The organism is Chryseobacterium sp. FH1 (genome assembly GCF_000735135.1).
GTDB lineage: Bacteria > Bacteroidota > Bacteroidia > Flavobacteriales > Weeksellaceae > Epilithonimonas.
Genome location: NZ_JPLZ01000006.1, coordinates 1,322,935 through 1,337,879, shown reverse-complemented (window position 1 = coordinate 1,337,879; position 14,945 = coordinate 1,322,935). Strand labels below are relative to the sequence as shown.

Annotated in this window: 14 protein-coding genes; 12 read left to right on the top strand and 2 right to left on the bottom strand. The window is 36.2% G+C overall.

What is annotated here, in order from left to right:
• The first annotated feature begins 342 nt into the window (after window positions 1-342).
• The 11 genes from IO90_RS12990 to IO90_RS18465 all read left to right on the top strand — a co-directional run bounded on the left by IO90_RS12990 (window position 343) and on the right by IO90_RS18465 (window position 9,628).
• Window positions 343-741 (top strand): helix-turn-helix domain-containing protein, encoded by a 399-nt coding sequence (locus IO90_RS12990; RefSeq protein WP_034967276.1) that lies wholly within the window; start codon window positions 343-345, stop codon window positions 739-741.
• 169 nt (window positions 742-910) lie between these two features.
• Window positions 911-1,300 carry a hypothetical protein gene (locus IO90_RS12985; protein ID WP_034967272.1) on the top strand — a complete coding sequence of 130 codons (390 nt, stop codon included), beginning with the start codon at window positions 911-913 and terminating at the stop codon, window positions 1,298-1,300.
• Between the two features lie 84 nt (window positions 1,301-1,384).
• Entirely contained in the window at window positions 1,385-2,923 is a 1,539-nt protein-coding gene (locus IO90_RS12980) for a hypothetical protein (RefSeq protein ID WP_034967269.1), read from the top strand.
• 39 nt (window positions 2,924-2,962) lie between these two features.
• Entirely contained in the window at window positions 2,963-4,018 is a 1,056-nt protein-coding gene (locus tag IO90_RS18470) for a GTP pyrophosphokinase family protein (RefSeq protein ID WP_051878664.1), read from the top strand.
• A 73-nt stretch (window positions 4,019-4,091) separates the two neighbouring features.
• Window positions 4,092-4,853, top strand: a complete 762-nt coding sequence (locus tag IO90_RS12970; protein ID WP_185094385.1) for a DUF6624 domain-containing protein — start codon at window positions 4,092-4,094, stop codon at window positions 4,851-4,853.
• Between the two features lie 37 nt (window positions 4,854-4,890).
• Window positions 4,891-5,724 carry a helix-turn-helix domain-containing protein gene (locus IO90_RS12965; protein WP_034967265.1) on the top strand — a complete coding sequence of 278 codons (834 nt, stop codon included), beginning with the start codon at window positions 4,891-4,893 and terminating at the stop codon, window positions 5,722-5,724.
• Window positions 5,725-5,787: 63 nt separating this feature from the next.
• Entirely contained in the window at window positions 5,788-7,248 is a 1,461-nt protein-coding gene (locus IO90_RS12960; RefSeq protein WP_081871818.1) for a serine hydrolase, read from the top strand.
• A 90-nt stretch (window positions 7,249-7,338) separates the two neighbouring features.
• Window positions 7,339-7,956 (top strand): hypothetical protein, encoded by a 618-nt coding sequence (locus IO90_RS12955; RefSeq protein WP_034967262.1) that lies wholly within the window; start codon window positions 7,339-7,341, stop codon window positions 7,954-7,956.
• 81 nt (window positions 7,957-8,037) lie between these two features.
• Complete coding sequence (locus IO90_RS12950; RefSeq protein WP_228374689.1) at window positions 8,038-8,199, top strand: hypothetical protein; 162 nt, start codon at window positions 8,038-8,040, stop codon at window positions 8,197-8,199.
• An 85-nt stretch (window positions 8,200-8,284) separates the two neighbouring features.
• Window positions 8,285-8,911: a hypothetical protein gene (locus IO90_RS12945; protein ID WP_228374688.1), complete on the top strand. Its 627-nt coding sequence runs from the start codon at window positions 8,285-8,287 to the stop codon at window positions 8,909-8,911.
• Between the two features lie 117 nt (window positions 8,912-9,028).
• Window positions 9,029-9,628, top strand: a complete 600-nt coding sequence (locus IO90_RS18465; protein ID WP_051878659.1) for a hypothetical protein — start codon at window positions 9,029-9,031, stop codon at window positions 9,626-9,628.
• Between the two features lie 77 nt (window positions 9,629-9,705).
• Here the strand turns inward: IO90_RS18465 and IO90_RS12935 are convergent, their stop codons facing one another.
• Together IO90_RS12935 and cphA are read right to left on the bottom strand one after the other, a co-directional pair.
• Window positions 9,706-10,836, bottom strand: coding sequence for an alpha/beta hydrolase-fold protein (locus IO90_RS12935; RefSeq protein WP_034967255.1), 1,131 nt, complete (start codon window positions 10,834-10,836; stop codon window positions 9,706-9,708).
• 109 nt (window positions 10,837-10,945) lie between these two features.
• The gene (gene cphA, locus IO90_RS12930) at window positions 10,946-13,573 is read right to left on the bottom strand and encodes a cyanophycin synthetase (protein ID WP_034967252.1); all 2,628 of its coding nucleotides are present in this window, start codon (window positions 13,571-13,573) and stop codon (window positions 10,946-10,948) included.
• Window positions 13,574-13,926: 353 nt separating this feature from the next.
• Here cphA and IO90_RS12925 point away from each other — a divergent pair, with 353 nt between their 5' ends.
• The gene (locus IO90_RS12925) at window positions 13,927-14,835 is read left to right on the top strand and encodes a cyanophycinase (protein ID WP_034967248.1); all 909 of its coding nucleotides are present in this window, start codon (window positions 13,927-13,929) and stop codon (window positions 14,833-14,835) included.
• Window positions 14,836-14,945 lie beyond the last annotated feature (110 nt).

Below are 14,945 nucleotides of genomic sequence, written 5' to 3'. Positions count from 1 at the left end.
CAATCGAGGATTCATCAAATAAGACTATTAAAAAAGCCATCCGGAGTGGGTGGCTTTTGTCATTTTAAGAGTTGGTTTTTGGAGGTTATCGATCTGCTCTTAGGATACTATATTCATACTTTTGCTGTGCTCCTCTTATACTCTACGGTTGTTTTTAATTTTACTGCGTCTGTGATATTTTGTCAGTTTACTTGTCCGATACTTTGAATGTCATCAGAAATTAGCCAACACTAAAGATAATTAATAGGAAAAGGATTTCTACTTATGTCATAATTTTCCAATCCACCATATTTTTTTATCTTTACTACTCAAATTACAATATCGGACCTCAAAAAAACTAAAATGGAACAGAAAATACATCAGGGAAGAAATGTCAAGAGATTTAGAGAGATGTTGGGCATCAAACAGGAAGCATTGGCGCTTGACCTCGGTGACGACTGGAACCAGAAGAAAATATCTTTACTCGAGCAAAAAGATCTTATTGAAGACTCTTTGCTTGAGAAAATATCCGAAGTCATTAAAATTCCTGTAGAAGCGTTTAAAAATTTTGATGAAGAGCAAGCTGTTAATATTATTGCAAGTACATTTAATGATAATGCTACAGGTGTCATAGTAAACAATTACAATCCTATTGATAAGATTATTCAACTACACGAAGAAAAGATATTGCTTTACGAAAGAATGCTGAAAGAAAAAGATGATGTTATGTATAGACTTGAAGTCTTGATCAAAAGTAAATAGCATTTAAATTTTGTATTATAAATTGGATCGCCCTCTTAAAAGGGCGGTTTTTTTTTATTAAAATTGTATCATTATAATTTAGTTTCGATTGTTGATAAATTAATTTACTGAATATCAGAGTATTTTGTAAATTTGAGTCAAACTAAAAAACTAATACCATTACCCTGCGATGAAGAAAATTCTTTTATTTCTTTCACTTCTTTTATTTTCACTTAGCTATTCTCAGGATTGGAAAACCATTTCACTAAACGATGAAGAGGCTGTTTTTTATAAATATAATACCGACGATACCGCTTGGTTCAAAACGGTATCGGAAAAAACAGAATATTATCCGAAGAACTCTAAGGTTGCTAAAATTGTTAATGGCTATACACTAGCTCTTTTTAAATTTGATTGTGACGACAAAAAAATGGGCTTATTCCAAATGAATGTATATTCTAAAGAAGGAAAGCTTCTTGACCATTTCGAAGTGAATGAAATTTTAGCCGATATGAGCTATGTTGTCCCTGAGACTATGGGAGAAAGGTACTTTAATGAATTTTGCAATAAGGAGAAGTAATTGTCACGGATTGCAAATCCACGACATCGGGGTTTTTAGAAACAGATTTCAAATCTGCAACATCATACTAAAACTACAATCAACATGACTGATAAACAAAAGGCATTAGAAAAAATCCGCATTGAATTAAACAAGGACATTGATAATATTTGTGAAATTTCCAAAAACTGTAATTTCTTAGAATTACTATATTTTGTTTACCAATTACATTGGGTTAGACTATTACGTCATTTTCCTAATGCAGAAAATGTTAATCCAGAAGTTATTAGTACTTACAGCAATTCTCTTGAAGAATCTTTAAAATACTTGATATCACTAAGTGCAAAATTTGGTAAATGGAGAATAGCAATATCGAAAGAGGATAATGGACCAATATTAAACCTTCCATTAGCACAATTCCTTATAAAGGATGCTAATTTAATTAATTCAAAGTATGAAACAGAAGCTCTAATAAAACTATTTGACATACGAGTTTCGGGCGAAAGAAATCAACATGTTAGAATTGACATGTCTAATGCTGAAAAGGATAAAGATGTAAAAAAGCTATTTGATTATTTTTTACGAATTGATGAAGACAATAATATCAAAAAAAAATCAAAGAAAAATCTGGATGGTCTTTTGAAAAATTTTGAAGAAGAATATTTACCATATGCAGATTTGTTTTTTCTGGAAATGGGAGTCGAAATAGTTGATTTCACTTATTTTATTAGAAAAACACTCGAAGATTTATCTGAGAGAATCCTTAAAACCAGTGACAAATTTGACAAGTCAGATAACGGTAATATCGAGGTAAATAGTTCAAATACGTTTATGCATTTTTCTAACTGCTATGTTATCAATAAACAAAGGTTCTTAGACTCATTTGATAGAAAATTCGATTTACTTCTAAATCGTTTAGCTTTTGATTATGAAAGTTTCAACCCAAAAGAATTAAAATTTCATCAACTGACACGCCAACCATTTCTAATAAAAAATAACACTTTAGTTATTTCCCCAGAATTAATAATGGATAGTCTTTTTACAAACATTCATTATTCACTAATTGAAGCGACTAACATTAAACATGAATATATAACTAGGCAAGCTTCACAGTTCCTTGATAAAATATCATTAATCTCACAAAAATATGGATACGTTGAAGTTGATAGAGAATTCGATTTATTTGAGAAAAAAAACCAAATAGGAGATATTGATATTATACTTAAAAATACAAATAATGAATACCTTCTAATCGAAGCAAAAAACCACGCACTACCATTAGATGTATACTTTAAGGATACGAATAAAACTAATGAGCATTTAAAATATTTGCAATCCTCGTGGGAGAAAAAGGTTTTAAGGAGAGCATATCATTTACAAATTCACCACTCAAAATACAACATTCCAAAAACTTATAAATATATAGTTGTATCAAGATTCCCTGAAATAATTTCTCATTATTCACAAACACTAATTTTAAGTATACAAGAGTTTGATGATTGGCTAAATAAATATGATACTATAGAAAATTTTGATGAGTTTAATGAAAAATACTACAACAATGTAGGATTAAAATTTTCAACAGATGAATTAAAAGAAATGCAAAATGCAAACCTATTTTTAGGAAGATTTGAAAAAGAATAGAACACAATAAATTAAATATATAAATCAACAAAAAAAAGAATGGATACAAAAATTATAAAATCTGAACTAATTAAGCATACTCTTTTTACAAATCATTTAAAAAGTCTGGTAGAGTCACTTTTAGTAGCAAATAATATTAAATTTCACATCATAGAATCTAGAACAAAAGACTCAGATAGTTTAGTGGAAAAAATTGAAAGAAAACAAATTAAGGATTTAAATGAGATAACCGATTTATCTGGAATCAGAATTATAGTTTACTATCAAGACGACATAGATAAAATTGAAAGAATAGTCAGAGATAATTTTATTGTTGATGAACCTAACTCAATTAACAAATCAGAATTATATAAGTCAAATGAATTCGGTTATCTTTCTGTTCATTATATTATCACTTTAAATAATGATCGGGAAAAACTCGCTGAATGGAAAAATTTCTCAAAATTAAAAGCTGAAATTCAAGTAAGGACAGTTCTTCAACATTCTTGGGCATCCATATCTCACGAGCTTTCTTATAAAAAGAACTATGAAATTCCAAAAGAAATTGAAAGAAAACTTTACAGATTGGCAGGTTTATTTGAATTAGCTGATGAACAATTTTTAGAAATTCGTGAAGATCACACAAAAATATTTAATGAATTAAGAAAAATTGATGGTGACAATAAAATCGAATTTGAAGATATAAATCTTATAACATTAACTTACTTATTTACCGAAGATAATCGCTTAGACATTTTTAACTCTATTTATGATGTTGCAATAAACGCAGGTTTTATTGATAATGATGACAGTAACTCTAAACAATTTCTTTCAGAAATTTTACGAATAGCAAAAATATTAAATCTTAAAAATTTGAAAGAATTAGTTGAAACACTGATAAAAAATGAAGCATTATATTTGGAGTACTTTAATAAATTAATTTCTATGAACGAAAGTGATAATTGGTTTGGCACACTAGAATTTTTTGTAGGATTAGCATTAATGTTGGATTTTAATAATGATCAAATATTAGAATACAAGCAAATTGCAAATAAATGGGGAGATAAAATTTTAAAACAGGTTTTAGAAAGTATTGTTGAAGTAAAGAAACTTTAATTTTATCATTACTTCCCCTGCCCGCTGGCGCGAGTGTCCTGTGCACTACTTAATATATTCAAAGCTATATTAATTGCAAGAGGATACGAGCCAGAGCCTCGCACCAGCGATAGAACAGAATAGAATATACCAAAATGGTTGGTCCAATCTAAGGCACTTAAAGTCTGATACTGATCTAGAGAATCTGCATTCAAAAAAAGAATGGGGCAAAACGGTTGAAAAGCTGGAAAAGAAATTAGAGTTGGTAGAAGCGAATTATGACAAACCATTGCAGGCTGAATTGTTGACCATCCTCGAGGAAGACCAAAAATACAGAAAGCAGATCTACGAAACGCTAAAAACCCACATTGACGACTCTAAAGAAATGCAAGACCTCCGGAAAATAACATTTCAGAAAGACTCCATCAACTTATTAAAAATAAAAAAGATATTAGATGAAAAAGGTTGGGTTGGCAAAGACAAAGTAGGCGCGCAAGCGAACAATGCGATATTTCTTGTCATTCAACATTCGGATCTGGAGACGCAACGAAAGTATTTGCCAATGATGAGAGAAGCTGTAACCAAAGGAAATGCAAATCCAGGTTCTTTGGCTTTGCTGATCGACAGAATAGAAATCCGAGAAGGCCGGAAACAAATCTACGGCAGTCAGATAGGCATCAATCCGAAAGATAATACACACTATGTTTTACCATTGACCGACCCTGACAATGTAGATAAAAGAAGAACAGAAGTTAGCCTAGGCCCTATCTCTGACTATGTTAAAAACTGGAATTTGAATTGGGATGTTGAAAAGTATAAAAGTGAGTTGCCTGAATTAGAGAAATTACATCAATAGAAAAAGTTAGTTAGGCTTCAACGCCCAATGGCAACCTATGAAAATAAAAGTCTTTTCCCCCACCAATCCTTTGCTTCAAAAATACATCGAAAGTATTTATATCCTCACCCATACCGCTGAAGAAGAACCGGCAAAATATATCACTTTTCCCTCTATTTTTACCATTGTGTCAAGCAGTGAAAAATCGAGATCGCTGACTAAAGGCAATCAATTGATCATCGGGCAATGCGATGACAACGAGGTGGAAACCAATCTGGTGTCTGATTTCAACAAGCCGGTGTATGTGCAATATGAAGGGAAAATAAACGAAATTACCATCTATTTTAAACCATTGGCGATTAATGCATTTTTGAAGCAGGACTTAAGCCATTACAACAGCTCAAACTTTTCTGAGTTTTCGCCTTTTGAAGATTACAGAAAATCGATGATCGACATTCTTTCTTTGCAAAATGACACCGAAAAAATTGAGGCAGTTGAAAGGTATTGGTTATCCAAATTGATCGGGTTTCAGCACAACTTCCTTGAATCTGTTTTGTCCGAAATGATGGGTGATGAAAATGATGCTTTAACGATTACAGAACTGTGCAAAAAAAATGCTATCTCGCGCACCACTTTGAACAAACACTTTAGCAGACATATCTGCAAAACACCATCTGAATTCAAAAAGATACTTAGATTTAGGAATGCAGTCAACAAATATGCATCAAATACGACAAGAAACAACTTAACGGATATCGCCTACGGTGTTGATTATTTTGACCAGTCGCATATGATCAGGGAATTCAAATCGGTAACAGGGTTTTCGCCCAAGGTTTTCTTTGCAAAAACGACTGCGCTGGAAAAAAAACAAATTCACTGGTTGTTTTTATAGGCAGGTTGACAATTGTACAATTTTTCCTTTTCGGCTTAATGTAGTTTTGTCGCTTAATCAATAATGAAAACCCTTATGACCATTCGTCGAATCTATTTTTCTACAGCTGTCTTATTGATAGCTCTTTTGCAACCTATTGTTGTCAAATCACAAAATTTGAAAAGCATCGTCGATCCAATAAAGGCCCACTTAAAAAGTCTTGAAAAAGAAAATTACCTGAGCGGAGTCGTGCTTATTGCTAAAGATGGCAAACCAATCTATAGAGAAGCTTTTGGTTTTTCCAATTTGCCGGATCGTGTTAAAAACAAACCGGACACGAAGTTCAATTTAGCTTCCATCAACAAGATGTTTACAGCAATGGCGATTATGCAATTGGTGGAATCCGGGAAAATTTCACTTCAGGACAAAGTAGGAAAACATCTTACAGATTATCCCAATAAAACGGTTGCCGACTCGGTGACCATCCATCAATTATTGACGCACACTTCCGGGATGCGCAGTTTTTGGGAGGACTATGACAAGCTTGCAAAAGTCAACTTCAAAACAGTTTCTGATTACCTTCCGCTGTTTGTAGATAAAAAACTAGCCTTTGCGCCTGGTAGTGATTTCTACTACAGCAATTCCGGATATATGGTTTTAGGATTGATTATTGAAAAGGTGTCGGGTCAGAATTATTTTGATTACGTAAAAGAACACATTTATCAACCTGCAAAAATGATCAATACAGATGCTTACGAATTGGATCATGCGATTTCAAATTTGGCTACTGGCTATACAATGTCATTAGAAGAACCTGGACAATGGAAAAATAATATTTTCTCGAATTTAGCCAAAGGAACGCCTGCTGGTGGTGGCTATTCCACAGCTGATGATTTGCTCAATTTCGCCAATGCCTTGCAAAATAATATTTTACTAAGTAAAGACAATGTAACGCTTTGTACATCGGGTAAAGTGAAATACAGAGAAGGAATGTACGGCTATGGATTTGAAGAAACCAAAGTCAATGGGCATCGCATCTTTGGACATACCGGTGGACACGACGGTATTGCCTGTGAACTCATGATCTATCCGGATTTAGGCTACACAGTAGTCATTCTAACCAATGGAGAAGTCGAAAATTATTGGGAAGCGAGTAATCTGATCAAAAAACAATTGGTAGGTTCAGCGCCATCCATTGACAACTTCTTTTACACTAAAGATATCATTAAGACCATATCCAGCAAAGGTTATGAAGCCGGCATTAAGGAAATAGAACAAAATTCAAAGAAATATTCGTTAAGAGAAAATCTGATTGAAAGATATGCTTATAAGTTCTTGTTCGAAAAAAAGACGAATCAGGCCATCGATTTGTTTAAGTTGAATCTCCACTTCTTCCCCAATTCAACCAATGGTTATTATTACATCAGTGAGGCATACAGGGTTTCAGGTCAAAAAGAAAAAGCCATTGAATATCTAAAGTTATATCTTGAAAAAGAGCCAGAAGATAATGAGGCTCAATTAAAGTATCAATTTCTGATGAAATAGTAAAGGCAGAACAACAACTAGTAGAAATAGAGGGCTGTGATAATACTTGATTTTGCTTACATTAGTTTTATCAATCCTCTAATCCTTAAAATGAAAATAAGTCTTTACCTCTTCATTCTGCTTTCCGTCTTGCTTGTGGCAGATTGTGTGCTGTTTTACAAATTTCAGATGAGTCTGGCGGGCTATCACAGTGATATTATTCTGTTTTGGAGTTGGCTTTTGTCGAGTCTGTTTGTGATTGTGGTGTATTGGAAAAAGCTAGTCGCCAAAGTATTTTTGGGATTAATGGTTTTAGCTGTTGTTGGCAGCGTACTGATGATGGGACTTCCACTCTACAGTCTGATGCTCTCTATGACCTCAGCAGGACTGCATCTGAAAAAGGATCTGAATGAAAAGTACCGCGCTCAAATCGTGGGTTACGGCGTGATGGTTCATCCGTGGATAGAAGTCATAGAGAAACAGGGATTGCTGGAGAAAGTAATCTATAAAACCACCGAAATGGACATCGAGCGACTGAAAAACGAACCCATCAATGTGAAATATGAAGCGCTGTTGCGACCGGAAATGAGAATCAGCCAAGCAAAGAATATTGTTCTGGAAAAAGAAACGGACAGCACGTTTGCAATCACCCTGTTCTACGGTGGTCCGAATAAGACGATTGTTTTTGACAAAGCCCGCAAACGACTTTTGTCTGTGAGTCGGAATTAATTGCTATTTTAGTTCTATAAAACTGATCAGAAACTTAAATATTCTAAAACTATGGAAAAGAGCAAAGCGCCCGTGTTCACAATGGGAATCGTAGCCATCATTGTTGGTTCCGCCTTGTACAAGCAAATTGATTTTAATACGATGACTGTGGAGAAGCCGGCTTTGTCTGTGCTGTATGCGGTAACTTTTTTGTTTGCGGTTGCTGTGCTGGTGAGGCATTATACGAGGAGAGCGGAGAAGTAAATTCAGACTAATTATTTAGGATCGAGGAATTGATTCCATTAATGAAACCAAATAAAAACAAAACTATTTCAATATAATCTACACGATGAAAAAACTTTTCTTAATGATGATGACCACCGCAACGATCGCGGTTTTCGGACAGACGTTTCAAGGTAAAATCATTTACAAAAACACCTATGAGAGCAAAATCCCCAATCTGACCAATGAGCAGTTAACCACAATGATGGGTGCCACGCAAGAGTACCTCATCAAAAATGGCGACTATAAATCTACGACCAACGGCACAATGGTGCAGTGGCAACTGTATGTCCAAAAAGACAACAAACTTTACAGCAAGATGGCTGATTCTGACACTTTGCTTTACAATGAAGGCGGAACCAATCCAGATGAAGTTTTGAATGTAGAGGTCAAGAAAGGCACAGAGAAGGTTTTGGGATTGCCTTGCGATGAATTGATCCTGACTTGCAAAAGTGGCATTCAGAAATACTACTACAATTCCAGATTGAATGTCGATGCTTCCCTGTTTGCAGGTCACCTTTTTGGAAATTGGTACGACTATCTGAAAGTTTCCAAAGCCTTACCACTGAAAACGGTTGTAGAAAATCCCCAATTCACATTCACGAGTACAGCAACAGAAATTAAAGATATGAAGTTGGATGACAAAGAATTCCATCTTCCGGAAAATGCCAAGACTGCAAAAAGTCCTTATTAACTTACAAAACCGCATCTCAACGTGCGGTTTTTCTTTGTAAAATTTAACCGTTAGATCACATCACACTTCTTTGAATATCATATAAATGGTGTAACTTAGAGAAATTAAATCTCAATTTTGAAAAACAATATCATCATACAAGCATTGGTCTTGACTTCTTTGTCAATCATCAGTTGCAACAAAGTAGAAAACAATCCCATAGAGGAGATTCAGAAAATGTCACCGAAGGATAATGACACCGTGACCGCAATTCCAAATCTGGAAAAAACAAAGCGCGATGACACTGCAAAACGAATTGCCCAATACATAACCAGCGATTATCTTTCTCCCGAAGATCTGCAATCCATCGAGGTGAGCGACAGAAAATTCCGCTACCAGGAGATCGACCTGAATGCCGATGGGGAAAAAGAAATCTTCGTGATGTTCTCCACGCCATACTTCTGTGGAACGGGTGGTTGCTCTATGATTCTGCTGGATCATCAAATCAAACCAATTACCAAATTTACAGTGACGAGACCACCTGTCTATGCCAATCCAGACACCAAAAATGGTTGGAACGTCCTCTACATCAAGGAAAGAGAAGAGTGGAAAGAACTGATCTACAAAAATGGCACCTATCCTTCCAATCCAAGCATAGTAACGACAACTACTGCAAAACCAAGTAATGTTGCTACGGGCATCTTCGAAGAGGGTGAATTTGAAGATTACCCATTTTAATACTGACAATGCAAAAAGACTAATCGCATTACATTTTAATGCAAAAACCGCCCTAAATCAAGAGCGGTTTATTTCATTTATTTAAATAATTTTGGCACAAATTCATAAAGACAACGTCGCCAAGTTAGCCATTCGTGGTAGGTTCCGGCCGATTTGTATTGGACGAATGGATATTTCTTCTGATTCAGATAATTAGCCAATATCGTGTTGTATTCCTCAAAACGCTTGTCTTCTTTTTCACCGATTCCAATGAATATAAATGGTTTTCGCTTTGATTTCAATAATTTGTCAATCGGCAATTCTTTGAAAGGCTGAAGTTCTGTCCCGTCGTAGATCACTGGACTGAACGAGCCAATGGCAGAAAATAATTCAGGGTGATTTGAACCGATGAACATCGCCTGATAACTTCCCCGCGACAGCCCAGCGATAGCATTTTGCCCGTTTGTTTTATATTTTTTTTCGATGTAAGGCATCAGTTCCTGAGCCACCAGCTTGTCTAGATTTTTTGTAGAAATGACAGTTCTTGGAAAATCGTCGGGCAATTTTTCCAGTTCGGGAGTTAGTGCAACGCCATAATCCATCACGACAATCATTTCGGTTGCTTTTTTTTCTGCCAAAAGATTATCTAAAATATTTCTGATGTAACCTTGTCTTTCCCAACCAGTAATATCTTCGCCAGTCCCGTGATAGAGATATAAAACCGGGAGTTTCTTAGTGCCGTAATTTGGTGGCAAATACACTTTGAAGTTTCGTTTTCCTTTGGTGATTTCAGAATCAAAACCTTCCTCTACAATTTTTCCATGCTTCACATTTTTCTCAAAAAAGAAATCTTCGCCAGACGGAATTTCAATCCCGCTTGTTGGCTGACCGTATCCGAAATAAAGTTCTGTATTCGGGTCATTGGTTCGTTTGCCATCAACATTAAACCAATAATAATGAAAGCCGATCTCCAAAGGCGAGGTTGAGATATTCCAAAAGCCATCATTTTCCTTTGAAGTGGTCACTTTCAAATTTTGCATTCCGTCTCCACCTTCCAAAATGACTGATTTTGCTTCTGGAAAATGGACTTTGAACTCTGCTTTTCGATTAGCATCAATTCTAGGAAATGACTTTCCGTCCTTTGCAGTTATCGAGGTTTTATAATTTTGAGAAAATAACAGAGCCGAACTAAAAATAAGAGCGACTTTTATGATTTTAAAGTTTTGCATTAATTTCAATTTTAAGGCTTAAAAAAGTATTGTAATTTAAGGATTATTTGATTTCAAGGAACTAAAAAACCGCCCTTGAATAGAGCGGTTTCTTATTGAAATTTAAATTCTAATATTTTCCTTCGTCCTGAACTTCCTTATTTTGATATTCCTGAACCAGTTCTATAGCATTCGTGATCACATCACTGAGAGCGGTGATAAAAGTACCTTCTTCTGCCAGACTCATCGCGTGTTTCAATGCATCGATTTCTTTCGGAATACACTCGTAGCTAATGTTTCTGTTCGCTTCTTGGATGCCTTCGATGATCAAGCCGTTGATCTCTTCTTCCGGTCTGCCTCTCAAATGTTTTTCGTTTCTGATGATGATGTGATCAAACATTCTTCCAGCAATTTTTCCGATCTCGCGGATGTCGCCATCTCTCCTGTCGCCAACACCCGAGATGATTCCGATTTTCTTGTTGGCTTCCACACTTTTCAAGAAATCCTCAATTGCTTCGTATCCAGCTGGATTATGCGCAAAATCGATCATCACTTTGAAGTTTTTGAAGTTGAAGATATTCAGTCGGCCCGGTGTCAATTGCGCACTTGGGATAAAAGTCGTCAAAGCCAGAGCAATGTTTGGAATTTCAAAGCCGTAAACGTAAGCCGCCAATGATGCCGCCAAAACGTTCGCGATCATAAACTTCGCTTTGCCTTCCATCGTGATCGGGATATTTTTCACCCTTTCTATGCGGATCTTCCATTCGCCTTTTTTGATCGTTACAAAACCTTCTTCGTACACGCAAGTGATTTTACCTTCTTTCGCAAATCGTTTGATGTGCGGATTGTTCTCATCCAGACTGAATAATGCAATTTTTGATTTCAAATCATCCACCAATCTCATAGAATATTCGTCGTCGGCATTCAAAACGCACCAGCCATCTTTTTTCACGCTATCCAAAACCACGCGTTTTACTCTAGTTAAATCCTTAAGATTATGAATATCGCTGATACCCAAATGGTCTTCTTTGATATTTGTCAAAACCCCGATATCACAAGTTCCGAAACCTAATCCAGAACGCAAAATACCTCCTCTCGCCGTTTCCAGAACAGCGAATTCTACGGTTGGATCCTTTAAAATAAATTCGGCAGATTGTGGTCCGGTCGTATCGCCTTTTTGAAGCAATGTATTTTGGATGTAGATTCCGTCAGATGTCGTGAAACCTACTCTTTTTCCGTTGTTTTTTACGATGTGTGCGAGAATCCTGGTCGTTGTAGTTTTTCCATTCGTTCCCGTCAAAGCAATGATTGGAATCCTGAATTCTTTTCCTGGTGGATAAAGCATATCTACAACCGGCGCTGCAACGTTTCTTGGCAAACCTTCACTTGGTGCAAGATGCATTCTGAACCCTGGTGCCGCATTCACTTCCAAGATTGCCCCACCACTTTCTTTCAAGGGTTGCGTCAGGTTTTCTGCCATAATATCGATCCCGCAAACATCCAGTCCTATGATCCTAGAAACACGTTCCGCCATTTGAACATTCTCAGGATGGATCATATCGGTCACATCGATGGATGTTCCGCCGGTGGATAAATTCGCAGTAGATTTTAAGTAAACAATTTCTCCTTTTTGAGGAATAGTTTCTAAAGTATAATTTAATTTTTCAAGAAGCTCGTTAGTGTCTTTATCAACATCAATTTCGGTCAAGACGTTTTCGTGTCCGTAACCTCTTCTTGGGTCTGTATTTTCTTTATCGATGAGTTCTTGGATGCTCAACTCACCATCGCCTACCACGTGAGCCGGCACTCTTCTCGCAGCCGCCACCATTTTATGATTGATGACCAAAACACGGAAATCAAAACCTGTGATGTACTTTTCTACAATCACTTTTCTGGAATATTGTTGCGCATGTGTCAACCCAACCACAGCTGTTTCATAATCATTCACATTGATGGATGCCCCTTTCCCGTGATTGCCATCCAATGGTTTGATCACGATCGGGTAACCTATTTTTCTGATTGCAAGATCCAAACCTTCCTCGTCCACCACCAAACTTCCGGAGGGAACAGGAATCGCCGCATCTTCCAGCATTTTTTTCGTCAATTCTTTGTTGCAAGCAATATCTACGGCAATACTACTTGTGTTACCTGTAATTGTTGCCTGAAATCTCTGTTGATTGATTCCATAACCAAGCTGTACCAAAGAGTTTTTCCCCAATCTGATCCAAGGAATCCTTCTGGAAACGGCTTCCTCTACTATACTTCCAGTCGATGGTCCCAATCTCTCACTTTCGCGAAGTTCTTTCAGGTTGTGAATGCATTTTTCGATATCATATTCTTCTGCAGACATCAGACATTCTGCAATCCGCACGGCTTCTTCGGCTGCAAAAATACCAGCCTGCTCTTCCTTGTAATTGAAAACAACGTTGTAAACGCCCGGTGTTTTGGTTTCTCTGGTTCTTCCAAATCCAACATCCATCCCGGCCAAAGTCTGAATTTCAAGCGCAATATGCTCTATCACGTGTCCCATCCAGGTTCCCATTTCTACCCTTTTGAAGAATCCGCCTTCGCAACCTTCCGAGCATCTGTGGGAAATGAGCGACGGCAAAAGTTTTTCGATCCTTTCTCGGAAACCGTCTATTTTATTGGTTGGAAAATGTTCTGTTTCTTCCAGATCCAAACGCATTTGAATTAATTTTTTTCTTGTAATGCTCCAGATATTCGGACCTCTGAGAACTTGTATTTTTTCGATTTTCATATTTAAAGGTAGTTGTTAGAGAATAGATTTTTGATATTGAACTTAAAATCAATGCTTTGAAAATTTATAATTTAGTTTCCTAAAGCGATTCAAAAATGCTAACCAAAGTCGTTCCTAAAATCTATTTTATCAAAGATAATAGAAAAGCTCTGAAATAAAGAAAAATCACAGATAATTATTTTACTATAAAACAGAATCTTTATCGAATATTCATAATAATTAACGATTTGTTAATTTAAAACCACCATTTTCTACTAATAGCCTTTAATAATTAAAACTTTAAATAACTTTGATTGATTTTTACCGTTGAAAAATGAGGTCTATCTTGATATGATTTATTATTTTTGTTAACTATGAAATCAAAAGGAAAACTTGTCATCATTGGAGGCGCTGTAAACAAAGGTAGTTTTACAGAGACCAGTTTTGACCAAAACGTCGAAAAAAATCTCAACTTTTTTGAACGAGGTATCCTCAGAAAAATCATCGATGAATCTAGATACAAAGAAGATTCTATCATCGAAGTCATTACGACCGCCTCTCAAATCCCAGACATCGTTGGGCCAGAATATAAAAAAGCATTCGAATATCTCGGTATTAAAAATTGCAATATCCTCGACATTCAAAACCGCGAACAAGCAAACAGCGACGCCATCGTAGCGAGAGCAAATGCGGCAGATGTTGTGATGTTCACAGGTGGTGACCAACTTCGCTTAACCTCAATTCTTGGCGGAACCAGATTCCACGATGCCATCTTGACCAAATATCAAACCGAAGACTTCATCTACGCCGGAACTTCTGCAGGAGCGGCGGCCGCTTCTGAAAATATGATCTATCAAGGTTCAAGTTCCGAAGCACTATTGAAAGGTGAAATCAAAACAACACAAGGTTTAGGATTTATAGAAAACGTAGTTATCGACACGCATTTTGTACAGCGAGGGAGAATCGGAAGGTTGTTCCAAGCAGTCGTAAGCAATCCGAGAACTTTGGGAATTGGTTTGGGTGAAGACACAGGATTATTTATTGAAGATGATAAAATGACCGCAATTGGTTCAGGACTTGTCATCATCGTGGACGGACTTCAAATCAAAGATACCAATTTGACCAATGTTGATCTCGGACAACCGATTTCCATTAAAAACTTGGTTGTGGATGTGCTTTCTATGAATGATACTTTTGATCTTAAATCAAGAGAAATGAATATCGTCAATTCTCAGTACAACCCAATCCCACAAGTTATTCCGAGTAATTATACGAGCGATTAAAACACTTCGACTCCGCTCAGTGTGACAAATCGTAATTACAGTTTAGAATTTAAGATTGTCAGTCTGAGGTGAAGTTTATCCTGAGCTTGACGAAGGGAAGACCTATAAAA

What these genes read in the sequence shown, in the direction of transcription:
- IO90_RS12990 (WP_034967276.1), top strand. Translation starts at nt 343, where the DNA reads ATGGAACAGAAAATACATCAGGGAAGAAATGTCAAGAGATTTAGAGAG.
- IO90_RS12985 (WP_034967272.1), top strand. Translation starts at nt 911, where the DNA reads ATGAAGAAAATTCTTTTATTTCTTTCACTTCTTTTATTTTCACTTAGC.
- IO90_RS12980 (WP_034967269.1), top strand. Translation starts at nt 1,385, where the DNA reads ATGACTGATAAACAAAAGGCATTAGAAAAAATCCGCATTGAATTAAAC.
- IO90_RS18470 (WP_051878664.1), top strand. Translation starts at nt 2,963, where the DNA reads ATGGATACAAAAATTATAAAATCTGAACTAATTAAGCATACTCTTTTT.
- IO90_RS12965 (WP_034967265.1), top strand. Translation starts at nt 4,891, where the DNA reads ATGAAAATAAAAGTCTTTTCCCCCACCAATCCTTTGCTTCAAAAATAC.
- IO90_RS12960 (WP_081871818.1), top strand. Translation starts at nt 5,788, where the DNA reads ATGAAAACCCTTATGACCATTCGTCGAATCTATTTTTCTACAGCTGTC.
- IO90_RS12955 (WP_034967262.1), top strand. Translation starts at nt 7,339, where the DNA reads ATGAAAATAAGTCTTTACCTCTTCATTCTGCTTTCCGTCTTGCTTGTG.
- IO90_RS12950 (WP_228374689.1), top strand. Translation starts at nt 8,038, where the DNA reads ATGGGAATCGTAGCCATCATTGTTGGTTCCGCCTTGTACAAGCAAATT.
- IO90_RS12945 (WP_228374688.1), top strand. Translation starts at nt 8,285, where the DNA reads ATGAAAAAACTTTTCTTAATGATGATGACCACCGCAACGATCGCGGTT.
- IO90_RS12935 (WP_034967255.1), bottom strand. Translation starts at nt 10,836, where the DNA reads ATGCAAAACTTTAAAATCATAAAAGTCGCTCTTATTTTTAGTTCGGCT.
- cphA (WP_034967252.1), bottom strand. Translation starts at nt 13,573, where the DNA reads ATGAAAATCGAAAAAATACAAGTTCTCAGAGGTCCGAATATCTGGAGC.
- IO90_RS12925 (WP_034967248.1), top strand. Translation starts at nt 13,927, where the DNA reads ATGAAATCAAAAGGAAAACTTGTCATCATTGGAGGCGCTGTAAACAAA.